This window comes from Bradyrhizobium sp. CCGB12, assembly GCF_024199845.1.
Lineage (GTDB): Bacteria > Pseudomonadota > Alphaproteobacteria > Rhizobiales > Xanthobacteraceae > Bradyrhizobium.
The window spans coordinates 8,445,751-8,464,308 of record NZ_JANADO010000001.1; the positions used below are offsets into that span (position 1 = coordinate 8,445,751).

An 18,558-nucleotide genomic window follows, 5' to 3' on the forward strand; every position below is an offset into this window, starting at 1 on the left:
GCAACGCCGACAGTGTGTTCCTCCCACGCTGGCCAATTTAGGGCATTCGGCGTTCCGTCCCCTCACGCCCTCGCCAGCGCCGGCGCGAACACCACCTCGATCAGCGTGCCGGAATGTCCCGCGCTCTTGATGTTGAACCGGGCACGGTTGGCTTCGACCAGCGCCTTGGTCAGCGACAGGTTCAGCGCCGCGCTGTCCGCGGCGTCGCCCGGCGGCGGGGTGCGGAACGGCTCCATCGCGGCGGCGACCTCGCGCTCGCTGAGGCCGTGGCCGGTGTCGCGGATGCGAAGGGCGATCTCGCCGCGATCGGTCAGCGCGGTCGAGACGATGACCTGGCCGCCGGCGCTGGCGAGCCGGATCGAGTTCGAGATCAGGTTCATGGTGATCTGCCGCATCGCGCGCGCGTCCACTGTCACCTGCGGCAGCGCATGCGCGAGCGAGGTGCGGATGATGATGCGCTCGCGGTTGGCCTGCGGCTGCATCACCACGACGCAGGCCTCGACCAGGTCGTTGAGATTGAGGTTGGCGAAGTTGAGGTCGAGCTTGCCGGTCTCGATCCGCGACAGCTCCAGCAAATTGTCGATGATCGCGATGACGCGCTCGCCGGAGGCGCGGATGTCCTTCATGTATTCGCCGTAGCGCTCGTTGCCGAGCGTGCCGAACCGTTCGGAGATCATCACCTCGGCAAAGCCGATGATGGCGTTGAGGGGGGTGCGGATCTCGTGGCTGATCCGCGCCAGCATGTCGGCCTTGGCGCTCGCCGCGCCGTCGGCGAGACGGCGGGCTTGCGTCAATTCGCTCTCGCCCTTCTTGCTCTGGGAGAGATCGCGGAACACGGCGAAGAAATTCGGCCCGTCCGGCCGCGTCCGGCCCATGATCATCGCGAGCGGAATGACGCCGCCCTTCTTCTCGCGGCCAAGCACCTCGCGGCCGTGATCGAGCAGGCTCGCAATGTCCTGGCTCTTCACGCTGTCGAGATAGTCGGCGACGATCTGCTGGCTCTCGGGCGCGAACAGCGTCACCAGGTTCTGCTCGAGCAGCGCCGCGCCGTCATAGCCGAACAGCGCCTCGGCGCTGCGGTTGCAGGCGTGGATGTTGCCTTCGGCATCGAACATCACGATGCCCTCGGCCGTGGTGTCCAGGATCGCGGCGAGATCCTCGGCTTCGGCATCGCCGGCCGCGGGCTCGAGGTCGGGGGCATAGGGGAAGGACTCTGCGACAACAGGCTCGACGAGGACAGGCTCGGCGATGCCAGGCGCAGCCTGCGGCAGCGCGCAGATCAGCGCATGCGCGCCATCGCCGTCCCAGTCGATCGTGTGCAGATGCGCTTCGGTGGTCGCAAGCGGCTGCTCGCCGTTGGCGACCGTCGCGCTGATCGTCACCGGCGTGCCGCCTTGCGACGTGCTGCTGGCCGTGGACACGCCGGGCTCGACATAGAGTGCGTCCAGCCCGCCGGCATCCTCCAGCGCGCCAAGGTTTGCATAGCCCATGCGCGCGAGGAAGGCGGGATTGGCGTAGAGCAGGCGATCGAGGCGATAGATCAAAATGCCCGTCGGCAACAGGTCGAGCAGCGCGCGGTCGCGCGCGGGCGCGCCGCGTGCGGGCGGGGCGGGCTCGATCAGCCATTCGGCTGCGGCTTGCGCCGCCGCAGGCTCCGGCGCCGATGGTTCGGGCGAAATCTCCGCGGCCGGCGGTTCGGATGTATCAGCCGCGACCAGTTCGCGCTCGCGTTCGAGGCGTTCGGACAATTGCCGGGCGAGCTCGTTGAACGCGCTGTTCTCGACCGGCGTCAGCGTCGGCGCTCTCTGGTCACCTTGTGAGCGGGGATCGCCGCCGGGCGGACGGAACGGCACGACATTGGGAGGCGTTTCCACTGGCGTTTCCGGATCGGTTGGGTGTGAATTCGCGTCGGTTGCGGGTTCGGGCAGTTCGGCGACAGGCTCAGATACAGGCTCAGGTGATGGCTCAGGCTCGGGCGGCGTGATCGGCGGAGGCGGCGTCGCTGCTTCTGCCTCCGGCTCATCCTTGGCCTCCGGATCGGGGTGCGGTTCGATGACATCGGCGGACAGGCCATGCTGCGCTGGTGGTTCGACCCGCTGCTCGAATCGCCTGAGCGCTTCGAGCCGGTTGAGGCCGTCGAGATCACGGCAGACGCCAAAGCCCTTGAAGCCGGCGAAGTTGCGCTCGCGGTCATAGACGGGAAGACCGGCAAGCTCGACCGGCAAATGCTCGCCGCCATCGGCCGGCCAGTTCACAGTGATGCCCGCCCAGGTGTCGTGGCTTTCGAGCGCCTGCGCGATGCGGCTTTCAGGATCGAGCGAGAATATTGCGGCGATCTCGCGCCAGGGGCGGCCGAAGCCGGCGGCGGTGCGCGCGCCCATCAGCTGGATGAATTCGTCGGAGAGAAGCACAAAGCGGCCCTCGGCATCCATCTGCCAGAGGAAGCGCAGCGGATGCTGACGCGGTGCGGGCGGCTCTCGGCCCAACAGCGGGGCGACCATGCCTGACGTGATCGGCGCGGCCTGCGGCGACACAATGGCTTGCGAATAGTTTTCAACCGGAGTTTTGGCTGCGGTCTCGACGGTCTGCTCGGACACCGGTTCTCGCTCTACGGCCGCTTCGCTCACGGCCGGCTCAGGCGCGGGCGTCGTCGTCTCGTCAGCCTCGTTTGCGTCGACCGGTTCTGCGAAGGCATCGAACAAGGCGATCCCGGCTGGCGGCGGTTCGCCCGGCATCCTGGTCTCGTGCTGCGCGTCCTCGACCGGCGCCTCGGCCGCGGCGTCCGATCTGCTCGCGGGCGTGGGCGCGATCAGCGCGATGAGGCCGATATCGGCGCCGGTGCCGACCCGTTGCAGCACCATCTGGCCGATGCCGATCGGCGTCGTGGCGCGGCCGCGGCTCAGCGCTTCGCTGCGGGCTTGGTCGAGCCCGGCTTCACCGAGATCGCGAAAGCCGAGCAGGGAGCGGGCGGCCTCGCTGGCGCCGACGAACAGGCCGTCGGGCGCGAACGCCGCCATCGGCACCTCGGCGCCGGCAACGAGACGATGCAGCCGCTCGATCAGCGGCATGGGGCGCAGCGTCGGGTCCATTGCAGTGACGAGCAGACCATGGCTGCCATCGGCAAAGTCGAGCCGCGCGCAGGCGCAGGTCATCAGTGTGCCGAGCCGGGCGCCGAAGCCGCGCAGCCGCTCCAGCCGCACAGTGCCGTTCGCCGGCAGGCTGCGGGCGAGCCTGATAACCTGGCGGCGATGGCTGTCCGCGGGGCCGAACGTCTTCTCCGCGAGGGCTGTGGCATGGGCCGCGCCGAACAGTTTTGCGCCGACCGGATTGGCCCAGAGCACGCGCGTGCCGTCGATCGACCACAGCCAGGCGGGCAACGGAGAGGTCGCGTGCACAGCCAGCCGGGGGTCGTCCAGGCCTCGCAACTGGAAATCCGAACTCTTCATCCGACCGGCTTAAGTCTCGCTTGCGGCATCGCGTGGGGCGCTGCCGGGAATGGCAGCCTTAAGAAAGGGTTAGTATCGCGCGCAGGCGCGGGCAGGTCCACGGCCACAGTCTCCCATAGCCGTCCCAAAGCCGCGATAACCTTAATGTGGCCGAACCCGCAAGCCGCCCCGGTGCTGCATCCGCAGGATTCGAAGGGCGAGGCGCCGTTACGTAAGGCACCAGAGGCGCCACCCTCCCCTGGAGGGGGAGGGTCGATCGCGCACAGCGCGAGCGGGGTGGGGTGATCTCTCCACTCGGGCACCGCTTCTGTGGACAGGCTGTCACCCCACCTCGGTTCGCATTCCGCTTCGCTGCATCCAAACCGATCCTCCCCCTCCAGGGGAGGATGGGCAACTCGCTCCGCCATCTCCAAATTCGCGGCACCCGACTACCTCAACCACCGGTTCCCCCGCCGAGGAACCTCATCCTCACCGAGATTAAATTTTTGCGACGCGCGTCGGATCGCATTGCGATGCACAATGTTGACATCTTAGGCGACCACAATGCTGGGCGCTGGGCGAGCCATCTCGTTTTGTTTCGCGTTTCCAGTCTTCGTGCCCGCTGAATTAGAAAGGCCCAGACCGGGGGCCGGCGGGCGCGCCAGAAGGCTCACTCCATTTTTCATTATCGTGAGGGATACCCATGACAGGTGCGACTGATCCGTTTTCTGCCTCGATCATCCCGTTCGAGGTTCCCGAGCAGATGCGTGCGTTCGCCGAGAAGGGCGTGTCGCAGGCCCGCGAGAACTACGCCAAGTTCAAGGACGCCGCCGAAAGCCACAACGGCACCGTCGAGGCCGTGTTCGCCTCCGCCAGCAAGGGCGCGAGCGAGTACACCGCCAAGCTGATGGAGTTCATGAAGGCCAACACCAGCGCCCATCTGGACTTCGCCCAGGAGCTGCTCGGCGCCAAGTCGCCGACGGAAGCGATGGAGCTGTGGACCGGCCATTCCCGCAAGCAGCTTGAGACCTTCCAGTCCCAGGCCAAGGAGCTGGCCGAGCTCGGCCAGCGCGTCGCCGCCGAGACCGCCGAGCCGATCAAGGCCAACGCCGCCAAGTTCTACAAGCCCGCCGCCTGAGCGGATTGGGCTTGATTTGAGTTGTCGAACCCGGGCCTCGCGGCCCGGGTTTTTCGTCGCCTCTCCCGCCTGCGGGAGAGGCCGGCGCCCGGGCGATGCGAAGCATCGTCGGGCGACGGGTGAGGGCTCTCTCCGCGTGGGGAGTGTCGCCGAAGGCGGGAAGAGGGCACCCTCATGGCCGCCATCAAGCCCGATTTCATCGCACTGAGTGCGATTTACCCCGGTTTTTCCTCCGTTTGCGGCCTTGCCAAAAACGCCCGTTGCACCTAGTTTCCGCCCCGTCCAGCCCCCTTAGGTCGCCGGCCTTTTCAGGCCCGCCCGGAGCGGCTCGCCAGGATGCAGTTGTAGCTCAGTTGGTTAGAGCGCCTGTCTGTGGAACAGGAGGTCGGTGGTTCGAGCCCACCCAACTGTACCAGCTCACTAAATTTCCCTGCAATTCCGGCATCATATTGATAGACCAGACGTTTTGCGCCCTTAGGAATACAAAAGGCGCTGCATTGCGGATGACCTCATGGAGATTTACCTCCTGATCTGAGCTTGAAGTGGAGAAATGCTGAAACGGCCCTCCTTCGAGAGTACGAGCAAGCCAAGGAGGCTTACGCAAGGGATTGCCGGCGGGCTACTCAGTCCATCCGAGCGGTCGATCAGCGTTATCGAGAGCGGAGCAGTGATGGTGTGCGCGCCTACTTAGAGCTAGCGCTATGCAATTTCGCCTTCGCCTCAGTCTTCTCAACAAGAACGCAGTGCGGCTCTTGAGATTGAGGAGGAATATCGCGGCGTAGCTTGTCTTCGTGATGGGGTCGTTCTGGACCTGCACATCCTTGGTGTCGAGGTCGGTGGCGCGGGTCGCGACGTTCTTGCGGAACGACACGATGTTGAAGAAACGTTTTTCGCGATCGAGGCTGCCGGTGCCGCTCAGGAAGCGGTCGTTGTGGTACAACTCGATGGTCGTAGCGTTTTCGTACCGCGAAAAAATCGTAAACTCTCGGTAGTGGTGACTGGTCGGAGCGTAGCTGTCCCGCTGCTTGGTTACGAAGTATATAGACTCCATTTCCAAGCAATATATATTACCAACATTATACAACCTTACAAATATAACATTGGGGATTTTGAAATGAAGCACTTGCTCGTTTTATTGGCGATTGCTGTCTCTACAAATGCCCTGGCTCAATCGAACTCAAAGACAAAGACGGAAGATCCTAATGCTGCGTTTAACGCAAAATGGAATGAGCCCAAAACGATAGAACAAAAGAAATCTGACGGCTCAATTATTAGTCCAGGCGATCGTATTGTTGTCAGTCAAGCGGGCGACTCAGTCAAATTCGATGTGACAATCTCAAACATACGGGGCTGTACCGCGTCATCGGTTGAGATTGAAATTGCTGAAAATCATAATTCATTTAAGGGAGTGCCCACCATCACTTCACCTCTGGTCCAATTGTGTTGGGGCACTGGTGGTGCGCCATGTACGGACCATACTCAGACGATTACCTATCCAATTCGTCCCGACACTCTCTACAATTGGCAAGCTCGAATAAGATCAAGCAAGCATTGGGTGCATATCACGCCTCCGAATTTCTCCTGCGGAAGCTATATCGAAGACTTCTATAGTAGCTGGAAACCATATCCGGCCGATCCATACGTCCAATATGCTTTTGGTACCTTTCCGATGTGGTCTCAGCAGCAAAACTTTCAGACCGTCATGGGCGAAACCGGCACCGTTTGTGGCGAGGAAACACAAGATCAAGATGGAAGTTGGTATGCGTTTCCGCCTGACAAGAAGTACGCGACTTACAGGACAACTGAAAAACCACACTGCACCAACCTGATCAGGTTGGGGTGGTCTGCAAAGATTGAAAATAAGTATGGCTCCAAAGACGAGATCTTTGTCGCCGTCATCAAACCGACTCAGCCGTGTCAAGGACGTATTTTTACTCGGGAAGATACTCCTCTAGGAAATGAGTTTACGATTGCCAACTTTTCTCTGAAAGCGAACCAAGACAATGTGATTCTGCAAAAGCTCAATGGAACGACTGACATATTGACGAGGACCGACTTTGTTACATTCATACAAAGGAGAATGGGATCATATGGCGGCTTCATACCGCTCGTCTTCGAATGCAAAGCAACGTCTGATTTTGAGGTCGGTTTTGACACCGTGACATTCCTCCACAGAGCGCAGCCTCAACCGGGACAGAACTTCATTGACCCAAAGGCTGTTGAGCAATTCATGGAAGCGGCAGCAAAGCAATGAGGACTGTCGTGCCCCATCCTGCTTCAACTTCCTCCTCTTTAATTCAGACCCGCTGCACGGCGGGAAGTTCGTGGTTCCAGCCAAGCGCTATGCCCACACCGTTGACGTAGCTACTGCGGGCGAGTTTTGCAGCACAGTTCTGAACGAGGGTGCCAGGCATCCTCGTGACGACAAGCCAATTTGGGCGTACGCGCACGAATAGGCCGCGAACAAGCCCACTTGCCCTGATCGACGGACCAAATCTTTTGGTGCTGCTTGGCAAGCATGGCTACGATTTCAGAATAGCACTCGTCACACACAGGGACTTGGAGATTTCTTGCCCCATCATTGTCGGTCGCGTCCTCATACCAGCGCGTACCAGGTGCGGCGTCACATCTCGCGCACTGTTGATCCTTTACGGTTATTTCGCGGATAGTGCTCCGGCCCAGATCGACGCAATGTAGTTGTCTCTCCGCCGGGAGCATTGAGTGCTTGAAAAGCGCGATGCCTGAAGACCTGCAGCGACGGGGGTTTCATCGCGCGCCAAGGGTTGCTACCCGTGCGTCTTATTCTGTCGGGTTATAGCCGATGAGTATTTCGATACCGATCGCAGATTGCGGGATTTGAGAAGAGGCGAGCTTCACCCAATTCAATTTGACCGGTTGGATGAAATCCATGTCAAGGCTGTAAAGGAAGGAATTCGGCGGCACCACAATGTTCTTCAAGTTGGGTATGAGCGCCACTTGGTCGGATGATTGAACGATTTCCAAAATCTCATCGGCGTGTTTTTGGACTCGTGCAGAACCGCTCTCCTCGATCTGAGGATCCATATACTGGAGGATTGTGGTGAGTGACACGGTTTGCCTGAGCCTTCGCGCTCGCGCACTCAGCTTCATCCGATTTGGCTTTTTCCCATTAACAAGAATGGCAGCGACACCTTCGAGTGCGAAAGCTCTTGCCTCATGGTCGAGTTCCGGGGTGTTGTCGAAGCGCGTCATGGCTGGTTCAAATAGGGTGCGCCATTCAATCGAGCCGCCATCCTCCCGAGTGATGGTGGCCTCCTCTGGAGGAGCCTCGCATAGCATCTCAATCGATAGTCTGCAGTCGACGAACTCGTAAAAGACTAGCCACGCCTTTGCAGGATCGACCCAAAGACGAAGTTCGTCATCGGTCAATGCCTTCAACGTTCGTAGGTGAATGTTGAAGGCGGCAGCCTTTTTCATGGCGCCACTCGTGAAACCAGATGACGAAACCGCAATCATGACGTCAATGCGGAGGCTGACTTTGCGACCAATTAGCTCCTCAATCCATTTTACGTCTTGAGGGCTGTTGTGTATGCGACACTCTACGTGAACCTTCTCACCATCTCGATCGATGCTGATGTCGATCTGCCGCGGCTGCTCCGGATTGTCGGGGTCAGGTATCTTGTTGTTCCAAACGACTCTTGAGGGGGCACGCTCGAGCAACTGATGGATGCGTTCGACTTGCCTCTCAAAGGTGGTGGATAATTTCTCAATCATGGTCATGCCGGCCAAAAATGCCCGCGGCCAAGAGCGTTGGGCTGACACATCGTGTTACTGTTACCGTGATGAAAATGCCAGTCTATTAGTAAGGGACCGAGTGGTGAGTCAATATTCGCAGCACTACTTCACCCCCGCCACCACCACCGGCAATCGCTGCCAGCAGAGTCCCCAGCGCCATCGCGCCCGACACCGGTTCACCAGCCGCTGATACTGAACCGCGAAGATGTACGCGTTGGCGTCGGTTGGCATCGCCGAGAGCAGCACGGCGACGCCGGCCGCGAGCGGCGGCAGGTCGAGCAGTTTTGCCAGGCCGCCGGCATCGCCATGAGCTTGAATACTCACATCACGAGGATGTGCTGAGCTTCTCGCCCCTGATCTCGTATCGGAACAGGTTGATGCTGAGCGCGATCGGCGCCGGCGGCGATTCCGCCTACGCCAAGGATACGATGGGCGTAACGGAGGCTGCCGAGATGACGGGTCGCACATCAGTAAGGCAGTCGATCTTACTCTTCGAATTGCGTCTTCGGAGTTTTATGGCGAAGGCAATGACGAGTGTAAAATGCTTCACAGCAGCCGGCTTGCTGCGATCTTAAGATCGTTCTGCACTTCCATGTTCTTGCGCGGCCCGTCCGTACAAGGTGTCGCTCTCTAGACAACGAGGAGCATGAAGATGAAGACGTTCCTTGCAACGAAATCTCCATTCCTGATCATCGCCGCTCTCGCAGTTTGCGTCGGCACCGCGCGTGCCGATGTCATCATGGATTGGAACGCGAAAGCAGATGCGATTGCCGCTGATAAGAAGGTCCTGCCTGGGCCACAGGCCCGGACGATGTCGATGCTGCACGTCGCCATGTTCGAGGCCGTCAACGCGATCGACAGGCGCTACGCGCCATACAGACTGGATCTCGTAGCAGACCGCTCCACGTCCAAGGAAGCTGCGGCGTCGACTGCGGCTTACAACATTCTTCTGACGATCTATCCGGACCAGAAATCTGCTCTCGATACCGCATTGCTTGCATCGCTATCCGGTATCCCGGATACGGACGGAAAGGCGAATGGAATCGAGCTTGGAAAGATTGCCGCTTCCGGCGTAATCGCGTTGCGCAGGGATGACGGCAGTAACGCGCAGGAGACTTATCGGCCCTATACAGCCCCGGGTGTCTATGTGCCGACCGTGGTGCCGATCGCCACGACGGCTGGAGCAACGTCCCCCTGGGTCATGACGTCGGTCTCACAATTCCGTCCGGCGCCGCCACCGGCACTTGATTCCGGGACCTGGACAAAAGACGTCAACGAAATTCGGGAGGTTGGCGCTCGCAACAGCACCACCCGAACGGCAGAGCAGACGGATATCGGGCGATTCTGGTTTGTGGTCGGGCCTCCCAGCTTCAATCCAATCGTCCGGCAAGCCGCTTCGGCCAAGCATATGGACGTCGTCGACTGCGCTCGTCTCTTCGCCCTTGCCGAGATCGCTGCGAACGACGCAATCGTCGCCGTCTTTGATGCGAAGTATCATTACAACTTCTGGCGGCCAATGACGGCCATTCGCAACGCGGACATCGCGCACAATTCGATGACGCCACGCGAGGCGTCCTGGTTACCGCTGGGTGAAACGCCGATGCATCCTGAATACCCCTGCGCCCACTGCATCGTATCGGCTTCGGTTTCCACGGTTCTCCGGTCCATCGCCGGTGACGAAATGGAGTTGTCGATGACCAGCCCCACTGCGCCAGGGGTGACCCGCAAATGGACCAAGCTCCAGGATTATAGCGATGAGGTTGCAAATGCGCGCATCTATGCCGGCTTCCATTATCGTTTCTCGACGGAGGTCGGAAAGGACATGGGCAGGAAGATCGGCGATTTGACTGTCAGGACACAGCTTCGCGGGCTGGAAGCGCGAGCTGATCCGAAGCAGTAGGAGTGTCTCGTCTTAAACGTCTGAACATGGCGGGCAGGGCCGCCGGTGCTCTGCCCGCTTTCTTATTGCGGCTTGTTGCCCGCTCTGAAGCAGACATCTTCCATTCATGAGAGCACGCCTATTTCAACCCCGCCACCATCACCACCGGCAACGTCACCGCCGCCAGCAGCGTCCCCAGCGCGACCTGAGTCCGGGTTCACCAGCCGCCGATACTGGACCGCAAAAATGTACGCGTTGGCTCCCGTCGGCATCGCCGCGAGGATTGATTCCGGTGACAGTGCGCCAAACTCTCGACCCGGGAGTGCGGCATCCGCAACGCTCAAAGCCAATTTTGTCCGCTGTCACCGTAGCTCCTCGGGTCGCAATGCGCTATCGGTAGCGAGCCAAAGACGTTCATGGACAAGCAAGCCAGGCGGAAAAGATCGTGAGTTTCTTCGAGCGTCTCAAGACAGAAGCATCCGCTGAGTGGCGGGCCTACACCGAGCATCCCTTCACGAACGGATTGGCGGACGGCTCGCTACCCGAAGCGGCGTTTCGTCACTACCTCGTTCAGGACTATCTGTTCCTCATCGAGTTTGCCCGCGCCTACGCGCTCGGGGTCTACAAGTCGCCCAGACTTGCCGACATGCGTGAAGCAGCGGCCGGCCTTTCGGCCATCCTCGATGTCGAGATGAACCTGCATGTGAGGCTCTGTGCCGATTGGGGTCTATCCCCGGCCGACCTTGAACAGGCCCCTCCCGCGGCCGAGATGCTGGCCTATACACGCTACGTGCTCGACGCGGGAATGCGCGGCGATCTGCTGGCACTCAAGGTGGCGCTTGCCCCTTGCGTGATCGGGTACGCGGAGATTGCAACGCGGCTCGCCTCGCGCCCCGAAGCGGACGCCGCGACGAACGCCTACCGCGTCTGGATCGCCGAATACGCCGGCGTGCCGTACCAGGAGGTCGCTGCCAAGGCGCGGGCGCACATGGAGCATCTCGCCGATCTCTACGCCACGCCGGTCCGCGAGGCAGAGCTGATTGCAATCTTCAAGGAAGCCACCCGGCTCGAGGCAGACTTCTGGGAGATGGCCTGGCGCGCCGGCCAGCGTGTTGAATAGCGGTTTCGGAAATCGTCAGGCGGCCCTACCTCCCTCCCGCCACCATCACCACCACGACCGGCAACGTCACCGCCGCCAGCAACGTCCCCAGCGCCACCGCGCCCGACACCGGGTTTACCAGTCGCTGATACTGCACGGCAAAAATATACGCGTTCGCGCCGGTCGGCATCGCCGCGAGCAGCACGGCGACGCCGGCTGCGAGCGGCGGCAGGTTCAAGAGCTTGGCGAGCAGGAACGCGGCCGCCGGCATCACCATCAGCTTGAGTGCACACATCATCAAGATGCTCAGCTTCTCGCCCTTCACCTCGAACCGGAACAGGTTGATACCGAGCGCGATCAGCGCCGCCGGCGATCCCGCCTGCGCCAATAGCTCGATCGTCCTGTCGACGACGGGATGCAGGCCTAATCCGCCAAGGCGCCAGACGAGGCCAAAACCGATCGCGAGCATGATCGGGTTGCGGGCGAGATCGGTGATGACAGGCCAGATGATCGACAGCGGCGACGTCGTCTGCTTGCGGCTGACAAACTCCATCTGCAGGGTGCCGCAGAGCCAGAGCAGCGGCGTGTTCACCGACAGGATCAGCGCCATTGGACCGGCGGCCTCATTGCCGAGCGCCGAGAGCGTCAGGGGAATGCCGAGCATCACGATGTTGCCGTAGACCGAACCGATCGCGAACACGACACCGTCCTCGCTGTCCTCGCGCTTTTTGCGCAGCAGGGCCGAGAGGATAAGCGCCGCGATCCAGGTGATCGCGAGCGCGCCGTAATAGGCGCCCCACATCCGCCAGGGGCTGACATCGGAAAATTCCGACACGACGATGGTGCGGAACAGAAGCGCAGGGATGGCGATGCTGAAGGCGAATTCGCTGATGCCCTTGTGCGCGCCCTCCGAGACGAAGCGAAACAGCACCGCGGCATAGCCCGCCGCGATCAGCGCAAACACCGGCGCGACGATCAACAGAGTGGCCATGCGCCCCTCAACCTCACGGGGATCGGCCGACCACCGCACGCATCCTCGATCATGCCATCATGCCACTGTTTTGCCCGACGGGTCAAATGGATTTCGTAAAATCCGCAAAAACCCAATCCGCGCCTCGACTTGGCTACTGTGCATGGGGTTGTTTTCGCATTTTTTTGTTGGGCAGTGGTGAGAGCGGCTGGCGGGAGGCGATCTTGCGCAGCCATGCCGTACCCACAACTGTCATCCCCTGCGCAGGCGGGGACCCAGTACGCCGCGGCTTCTCGGGAAGCCTCAGGCGCCTCTGGAATACTGGATCCCCGCCTGCGCGGGGATGACAGCCGTGGACTGGAAAAGCTTCGTGCCGATCCAGCGTCGGCCCCGTCCTGTTGCCGAGACCGCACAGGTCCCGGCTTTCGCATCGCCCCGCGGTTGCCAACCAACGCCCGTTCACCCACTATTCCAGCCGACTCGACATGTGGGGGGATCAATGCCGGCGCTTCGCTCGAAAAAATCCTTTGCAAGACCCTTTGCAAGACCCGTTGCAAGACTCTTGGCCGCTGCGACCCTCGGGATTGCCCTGGCCGTCCTGGCGCTGCCGCGCACAAGCTTCGCCTACACCCAGGAAGAGCAGCAGGCCTGCTCGCCCGACGCGATGCGGCTTTGCGGCGAGTTCGTTCCGAACGTCGATGCCATCACCGCCTGCATGATCCGGAAGAAGGCGCAGCTTTCGCCGCAGTGCCGGGTGTTCTTCCGGCCGGGACCCGAGCCGGGCGAGGTTCGTGCCAGCAAGCCGACCCGCATCACGCCTCATACCGCCAGGAAGAGCAGCAAGCCGGCGCCGAAGGTGGCCAAGAAGAAGAAATCCGAGCAGGGCTGAGCACGCCAGCTACGTTCCTTCCAGGAAACCCGGGCATCCGCACATCCTCCATGCGGAATGCCCGCGGAATGAAGCACCGGCCCTACGACATCATCCGGACTCGTTTTGTTCGCGCTAACCCGCGCAGGCTTGCGGTCATTACGGACGCGCGCGATGGAAAAGAGTCGCAAAAGGGTTTGCGCGGCAAGGTTGCATTCCCGTTTGTCCCGAACGGCCTGCTCAAAAAGCGCACGATTGCTCGCGCCAGCGGTGTTTCATTGCAGCTCGTATCCGGCGCCGCACGGATAAGTGTGACTCAAAAGCCAACACGTCTTGTTATTTCGTGGCGGCAACGCAACTCCCGATAAATTTTTCTTTCACGAATCAGCGCTCTGATTCATTTTCGTGCCTTGGGGTCAATCTGGAGGCCGAAGGTATGAACGTTATTGTTTTTGCATCGCGTAAAGGCGGCTCGGGGAAGAGTACCCTGGCTGCACATCTCGCCGCGCAGATCAAGGCGAGCAAGCAGGTCATGCTGGTGGACGCGGATCCGCAAGGTTCGCTCACGCTGTGGCACAAGCTGCGTGGCACCAACGAGCCGCCGATCAAGGCGGCTGTGAACTCCGTCAGCGGCATCGTCTCCGCGGCCAAGCGCGACGGTTATGAATGGGTGTTGATCGACACGCCGCCGAACCTGTCGGCCGTCGTCGACGACGCGATCAAGAACGCGACGATGGTGATCATTCCGGCGCGTCCGGGCGTGTTCGACGTCAACGCGGTGCAGGAAACCATCCAGATGTGCCGCGCCGCGCGCAAGCCCTACGCGGTCGTGCTCAACGGTGCGCCGGCGCGCCGCGACGAGTCCGAAAGCCCGATCGTCACCATCGCCCGCGAAGCCCTGGCGAAATTCCGTGCGCCGGTGTGGGGTGGCCAGATCACCAACCGTTCCGATCTGCTGATGGCGCTCAGCCACGGCGAAGGCGCGCGCGAGTATCAGGCCGAGAGCCGTGCGGCTCAGGAAATCGCAAGGCTGTGGGCGGCGATCGAGCGTTCGGTGAAGGCCATTCGCGGCACGGCGTCGGCATCCGGCGCAATGCACAAGCAGGCGGCATAATTTCTTTATTCATTTTCGGGGTACGAAAAACGCGCGGACCAGCCGCGCGTTTTGCGTTTTTCGGGTCTGCTGCAGGAGGCTACGCCACCATCAGCATGTAGAACACGATGACCGGCGACAGGGTGAGGATCACCGACCAGATGCCGACAGCCCAGAGAATGTCCTCGGTGGTAAAGCCCTGCTGTTCGGCGTCGTAATGCGACGCCATTTCATGATGACTATTCACAAACGCCCCCGCGATTTCTTCGCTTGTGGGCGTGAACGATACGCGGGATGATTTAAGATTACGGGTCGCCGCAGGCCGCGCATTTGAACACAGGTGCTACCACGGGTTAACCATCCCGATGCGCCGCCTCGTGTCAGCCGACGAGCCAGACGCGATACAGCAGCACCGGCATCAGGCCGAGCATCACCGCCCAGAACCCGAACGACGACACCACCAGAATGCCTTGCAAGAGATCGGCCGGCGCGAATTGGCTCGCGGCCGTAGGCCGGGTGCGATGTCCCATGATCATTCCCCCTCTGAAATATCCTGGCGAAACGATAGGCGCGATTGCGTAAACGAGCCGTGGATGCGCCATGCGGCGCCTGCGAAGGCGATTGGGGCGCGGTTAACCATGGACACGGTTCTTACCCTCTCCCTTGCGGGAGAGGGTGGCTCGCTGCGGAGCGGCGAGACGGGTCAGGGGTCTCCATCATCACGAATGCTTTTGCGTTCGGAAAGAACCCCTCATCCGGTGCTTCGCGCCACCTTCTCCCACAACAAGGGGAGAAGGTGCAGCGTGCGTGAAGGGAGCGAAGCGGCTAGGCCGCGACCTTCATCCGCCGCTCGATCTCGCGATCGATCGTGGCGGCGAGTTCGCTGCTCACCTCCACTATCGGCAGGCGCACTTCGGGACTGTCGATGAGGCCGCTGCGCCACAGCCAGTATTTTGCCGGTGCGGGACTGGGTTCAGCGAACAACAGCCGCGTCAGCTCGGCGACCTCCTGCCAGCGCGCCAGCGCCGCGTCGTGGTTGCCGCGCTTCAACTCGGCATGGACGGCCGCAAACGTCGTGGTCTCGACATGAGCTGACAGCACGATGCCGCCGTCGGCGCCGTCACAGAGCGCCTCGAAGTAATTCGCGTCCTCGCCGGTCAGCACGCGAAAATCCCGGGGACGGTCGCGCAGCAGCGCGATCGACTGCTCGCGGCTCGCGCCGCAATCCTTCAGGCCGACGATGTTGCCGTGCTCGGCGAGCCGCAGCAGCGTCTGGTTGGTGATGTTCACCGAGGTGCGATAGGGGATGTTGTAGAGCGCGAGCGGCCAGGCGGCGTGGTCGGCCAGCGCCTCGAAATGCGCCGAGAGGCCGCGCTGCGAGGGCCGCACGTAATAGGGGCTCGCGATCAGATAACCGCCGATCGGCCAGTCCGCGGTCTCATCGAGGCGATCCTTCATCCGCAAAGTGTCCGCGCCCGAGAGCCCGAGACAAACCGGTAGCGTGCGGCGCCCCGCCGCCATCTCGTCGCGGACGATGGCGACGAGGCGTTCGAGCTCGGCGTCGCGCAGCGTCATGCCTTCACCCGACGTCGCCCCCAGGATGAAGCCGTCGACGGCCTGCGCGGAATAGTGCCGCGTCAGCCGCCGCAGTGACGTCTCATCGAGACGGCCGTCGCGAAACGGCGTCACCAGCGGCAGCCACAGGCCGTGCAATTGGTCTCGTAGTCCAGTCATGTTTCCATCTCCTTCTCGGGAAAAAGCACCTGAGACGGAGGGCGCATGAAAAAACCCCGTCCAGGCGGCGGGGTTTTCGGGATTTGCTGCGATGACGAAGCTGGTTTAGCGCGCGCAAAAATCCGAGGTCCCCGGATGGGGGCCTTTTTTCGAGATGACTGCGCACGACTTCGTGATCATGGTCAAATGATGCGGGGTATGCCCAAGACTGTCAATACACGCGGAAGGCGAAGGCAAATTTTGACGAAAAAAAGCCGGACCCGAAGGCCCGGCTTAGGTATTGGCCACGTGAGGCCGACACAATCACCTTCCAAGAGGGATTACTGAACTCCCGCGCCACTGGAGGAGGGGGACAAATGCGCAACGCGAAGGCTCAGCGTGCAAGCAGTATGAGCTTGACGAGCGCCCTGCAGCAACAGCCGAGGCCGCATGTCAGTCATGCGGAAATCAGGACGGCCAGCGCTGCGCCTTGCTCACCACGAAATCGCGGAACACCTGCACGCGCGCGACCGTCTTCAACTCCTCGGGATAGACGAAGTAGGTGTCGAGCTGGATCGAGTCGGACTCGCCGAACAGCTGCACCAGCTTGCTCTGTTCCTCGACGAGATAATCGGGGAGCGCGGCGATGCCGAGGCCCTGCTGGCAGGCGCGCACGAGGCCGAGGATGTTGTTGACCTTGAAATAGGCTTCGCGCGGACCGGAGCCGTTGCGCCCGGCTTCGATCAGCCAGTTGCGGTTCTGAAGATGCGGCGCGAAGTTGCCGTCCGAGAGCGTGATGATGCGGTGGGAGTCGAGCTCCTCCAGCGTGCGCGGCGTGCCGAAGCGCTTGATGTATTCCGGCGAGCAATAGGCATGGAATCCCATCGCGAACAATTTACGCTGGATCAGATCCGGCTGCGTCGGCTTGCGGGTGCGGATCGCGACATCGGCCTCGCGCATCGAAAGATCCAGCTCCTCGTCGGTGACGATCAGCGAGATCCGGATCTCGGGATAGAGCGCCGTGAACTCGCCGAGCCGCGGGATCAGCCAGTTGATGCCGACGCCGGGCGTGGTGGTGATCTTGAGGTCGCCGCTCGGCCGCTCGCGGCTGTCGGTGAGCTTGGCGCGCGCCGCCTGCAGCTGCATGAACACGTCATGCGCGGTGCGGAACAAGAGGTCGCCCTGCTCGGTCAGGATCAGGCCGCGGGCATGGCGGTGGAACAGCGAGACCGAGAGTTCCTGCTCCAGCGCCGAGACCTGGCGCGACACCGCCGATTGCGACAGGCCGAGCTGCTCGCCCGCATGCGTGAAGCTGCCCGCTTCCGCCGCTGCGTGAAACACCTTCAGCTTGTCCCAGTCCATATCCGTAAATCCGTCGCGTGTTCGAGGCATGATTCTATTCCGCTGCCGCGCGCTCGCTGGCGCGAAGGGCCAAGAAACGTTCGGCTTCGAGTGCGGCCATGCAGCCGAGGCCTGCGGCCGTCACGGCCTGGCGATAGGTCTCGTCGGCGACGTCGCCGGCGGCAAACAGGCCGGGCACCGAGGTGGCGGTCGAATTCGGGGCGACCTCGACATAGCCCGACGGTTTGAGCTTGACCTGGTCCTTGACGAGCTCCGTCGCCGGCGCGTGGCCGATGGCGATGAAGACGCCGTCGGTCTTCACGTCCGTCAGCGCGCCCGTCCTGACGTTCTTCAGGCGCACATGGGTGACCTTGTTCGGGTTCTCGGTGCCGCAGATCTCGTCGACAGCGGAGTCCCAGACCACCTTGATCTTCGGATGCTTGAACAGGCGCTCCTGCAGGATGCGCTCGGCGCGGAAGTGATCGCGACGATGCACGATGGTGACCTGCGAGGCATGGTTGGTGAGGTACAGCGCTTCCTCGACCGCGGTATTGCCGCCGCCGACCACAACGACGTCCTTGTTGCGGTAGAAGAAGCCGTCGCAGGTGGCACAGGCCGACACGCCGCCGCCCTGGAATTTCGCTTCGGACGGCAGCCCGAGCCAGCGCGCTTGCGCGCCCGTGGCGAGGATCACGGTGTCGGCGAGATAGACGTCGCCGCTGTCGCAGGTGAGGCGGAACGGCCGCTGCGCCGTCTCCAGCTTGGTGACCAGGTCGGAGACGATCTTGGTGCCGACATGGACCGCCTGCTTCTCCATCTGCTCCATCAGCCAGGGGCCTTGGATTACGTCGGCAAAGCCCGGATAGTTCTCGACGTCGGTGGTGATGGTGAGCTGGCCGCCCGCCTGGATGCCCTGGATCAGGATCGGCTCGAGCATCGCGCGTGCGGCGTAGATCGCCGCCGTGTAGCCGGCGGGGCCGGAGCCGATGATAACGACCTTTGCATGAACAGGAGCGGACATTTCGATGGACGCCTTTCACGGGGGATTTGCAGCGCGGGCGCGGAACGTGCCGGGAGGCCTCGCGGAGGCGCTGAAATATCAGAGCTAATCTAAGCCTTCTGGTGAGCTATGCAAGAATTGCATTCCCTGTCGGCGGATTTTTCCAACAAGGAACAAAAGTCGATTGCGGTGCACGCGCAATAAAATTGCGCTAGGTGCGCGAACTCGGTATGAGGATTGCGAACAAACCACCCAATA

General features: G+C 61.6%; 17 protein-coding genes and 1 tRNA gene. 8 read left to right on the forward strand and 10 right to left on the reverse strand.

What is annotated here, in order from left to right; translation table 11 throughout:
* Positions 1 to 62: 62 nt before the first annotated feature.
* Entirely contained in the window at positions 63 to 3,446 is a 3,384-nt protein-coding gene (locus NLM27_RS38875; protein WP_254148296.1) for a PAS domain-containing protein, read from the reverse strand.
* A gap of 682 nt (positions 3,447 to 4,128) precedes the next feature.
* Between NLM27_RS38875 and NLM27_RS38880 the strand changes: the two genes are divergently transcribed.
* Both NLM27_RS38880 and NLM27_RS38885 read left to right on the forward strand, forming a co-directional pair.
* Positions 4,129 to 4,563, forward strand: a complete 435-nt coding sequence (locus NLM27_RS38880) for a phasin (protein ID WP_254148297.1) — start codon at positions 4,129 to 4,131, stop codon at positions 4,561 to 4,563.
* A gap of 338 nt (positions 4,564 to 4,901) precedes the next feature.
* Positions 4,902 to 4,978 (forward strand) — tRNA-His (locus NLM27_RS38885).
* A gap of 204 nt (positions 4,979 to 5,182) precedes the next feature.
* Here the strand turns inward: NLM27_RS38885 and NLM27_RS38890 are convergent.
* On the reverse strand, positions 5,183 to 5,503 hold the full coding sequence (locus tag NLM27_RS38890) for a hypothetical protein (protein ID WP_254148298.1): 321 nt from the start codon (positions 5,501 to 5,503) through the stop codon (positions 5,183 to 5,185).
* A gap of 174 nt (positions 5,504 to 5,677) precedes the next feature.
* On the opposite strand from NLM27_RS38890, the gene NLM27_RS38895 reads away from it, so the two are divergent.
* Positions 5,678 to 6,817 (forward strand): hypothetical protein, encoded by a 1,140-nt coding sequence (locus NLM27_RS38895; RefSeq protein WP_254148299.1) that lies wholly within the window; start codon positions 5,678 to 5,680, stop codon positions 6,815 to 6,817.
* Positions 6,818 to 7,362: 545 nt separating this feature from the next.
* On the opposite strand, the gene NLM27_RS38900 is transcribed toward NLM27_RS38895, so the two are convergent.
* The gene (locus NLM27_RS38900) at positions 7,363 to 8,322 is read right to left on the reverse strand and encodes a restriction endonuclease (protein WP_254148300.1); all 960 of its coding nucleotides are present in this window, start codon (positions 8,320 to 8,322) and stop codon (positions 7,363 to 7,365) included.
* Between the two features lie 117 nt (positions 8,323 to 8,439).
* On the reverse strand, positions 8,440 to 8,661 hold the full coding sequence (locus NLM27_RS38905) for a hypothetical protein (RefSeq protein ID WP_254148301.1): 222 nt from the start codon (positions 8,659 to 8,661) through the stop codon (positions 8,440 to 8,442).
* Between the two features lie 328 nt (positions 8,662 to 8,989).
* Here NLM27_RS38905 and NLM27_RS38910 point away from each other — a divergent pair, with 328 nt between their 5' ends.
* Entirely contained in the window at positions 8,990 to 10,237 is a 1,248-nt protein-coding gene (locus NLM27_RS38910) for a vanadium-dependent haloperoxidase (RefSeq protein WP_254148302.1), read from the forward strand.
* 424 nt (positions 10,238 to 10,661) lie between these two features.
* Positions 10,662 to 11,336 carry a thiaminase II gene (tenA, locus tag NLM27_RS38915; RefSeq protein WP_254148303.1) on the forward strand — a complete coding sequence of 225 codons (675 nt, stop codon included), beginning with the start codon at positions 10,662 to 10,664 and terminating at the stop codon, positions 11,334 to 11,336.
* A 25-nt stretch (positions 11,337 to 11,361) separates the two neighbouring features.
* Here the strand turns inward: tenA and NLM27_RS38920 are convergent, their stop codons facing one another.
* Positions 11,362 to 12,306, reverse strand: a complete 945-nt coding sequence (locus NLM27_RS38920) for an AEC family transporter (protein WP_254148304.1) — start codon at positions 12,304 to 12,306, stop codon at positions 11,362 to 11,364.
* A 478-nt stretch (positions 12,307 to 12,784) separates the two neighbouring features.
* Between NLM27_RS38920 and NLM27_RS38925 the strand changes: the two genes are divergently transcribed.
* From NLM27_RS38925 to NLM27_RS38935, 3 genes are all read left to right on the forward strand, one after another.
* Positions 12,785 to 13,174 (forward strand): hypothetical protein, encoded by a 390-nt coding sequence (locus tag NLM27_RS38925; protein ID WP_375142304.1) that lies wholly within the window; start codon positions 12,785 to 12,787, stop codon positions 13,172 to 13,174.
* 68 nt (positions 13,175 to 13,242) lie between these two features.
* Positions 13,243 to 13,521, forward strand: a complete 279-nt coding sequence (locus NLM27_RS38930; protein ID WP_254148306.1) for a hypothetical protein — start codon at positions 13,243 to 13,245, stop codon at positions 13,519 to 13,521.
* Between the two features lie 68 nt (positions 13,522 to 13,589).
* Positions 13,590 to 14,267, forward strand: coding sequence for a ParA family protein (locus NLM27_RS38935; protein ID WP_254148307.1), 678 nt, complete (start codon positions 13,590 to 13,592; stop codon positions 14,265 to 14,267).
* Positions 14,268 to 14,346: 79 nt separating this feature from the next.
* Here the strand turns inward: NLM27_RS38935 and NLM27_RS38940 are convergent, their stop codons facing one another.
* The 5 genes from NLM27_RS38940 to trxB all read right to left on the reverse strand — a co-directional run bounded on the left by NLM27_RS38940 (position 14,347) and on the right by trxB (position 18,321).
* Positions 14,347 to 14,493 carry a hypothetical protein gene (locus NLM27_RS38940; protein WP_254149070.1) on the reverse strand — a complete coding sequence of 49 codons (147 nt, stop codon included), beginning with the start codon at positions 14,491 to 14,493 and terminating at the stop codon, positions 14,347 to 14,349.
* A gap of 133 nt (positions 14,494 to 14,626) precedes the next feature.
* Positions 14,627 to 14,776, reverse strand: a complete 150-nt coding sequence (locus tag NLM27_RS38945) for a hypothetical protein (RefSeq protein ID WP_254148308.1) — start codon at positions 14,774 to 14,776, stop codon at positions 14,627 to 14,629.
* Between the two features lie 295 nt (positions 14,777 to 15,071).
* Positions 15,072 to 15,980: a 4-hydroxy-tetrahydrodipicolinate synthase gene (locus tag NLM27_RS38950; protein WP_254148309.1), complete on the reverse strand. Its 909-nt coding sequence runs from the start codon at positions 15,978 to 15,980 to the stop codon at positions 15,072 to 15,074.
* A 447-nt stretch (positions 15,981 to 16,427) separates the two neighbouring features.
* Positions 16,428 to 17,351 carry a LysR family transcriptional regulator gene (locus NLM27_RS38955; RefSeq protein WP_084809887.1) on the reverse strand — a complete coding sequence of 308 codons (924 nt, stop codon included), beginning with the start codon at positions 17,349 to 17,351 and terminating at the stop codon, positions 16,428 to 16,430.
* Positions 17,352 to 17,355: 4 nt separating this feature from the next.
* On the reverse strand, positions 17,356 to 18,321 hold the full coding sequence (gene trxB / locus NLM27_RS38960; RefSeq protein ID WP_254148310.1) for a thioredoxin-disulfide reductase: 966 nt from the start codon (positions 18,319 to 18,321) through the stop codon (positions 17,356 to 17,358).
* Between the last annotated feature and the right edge of the window lie 237 nt (positions 18,322 to 18,558).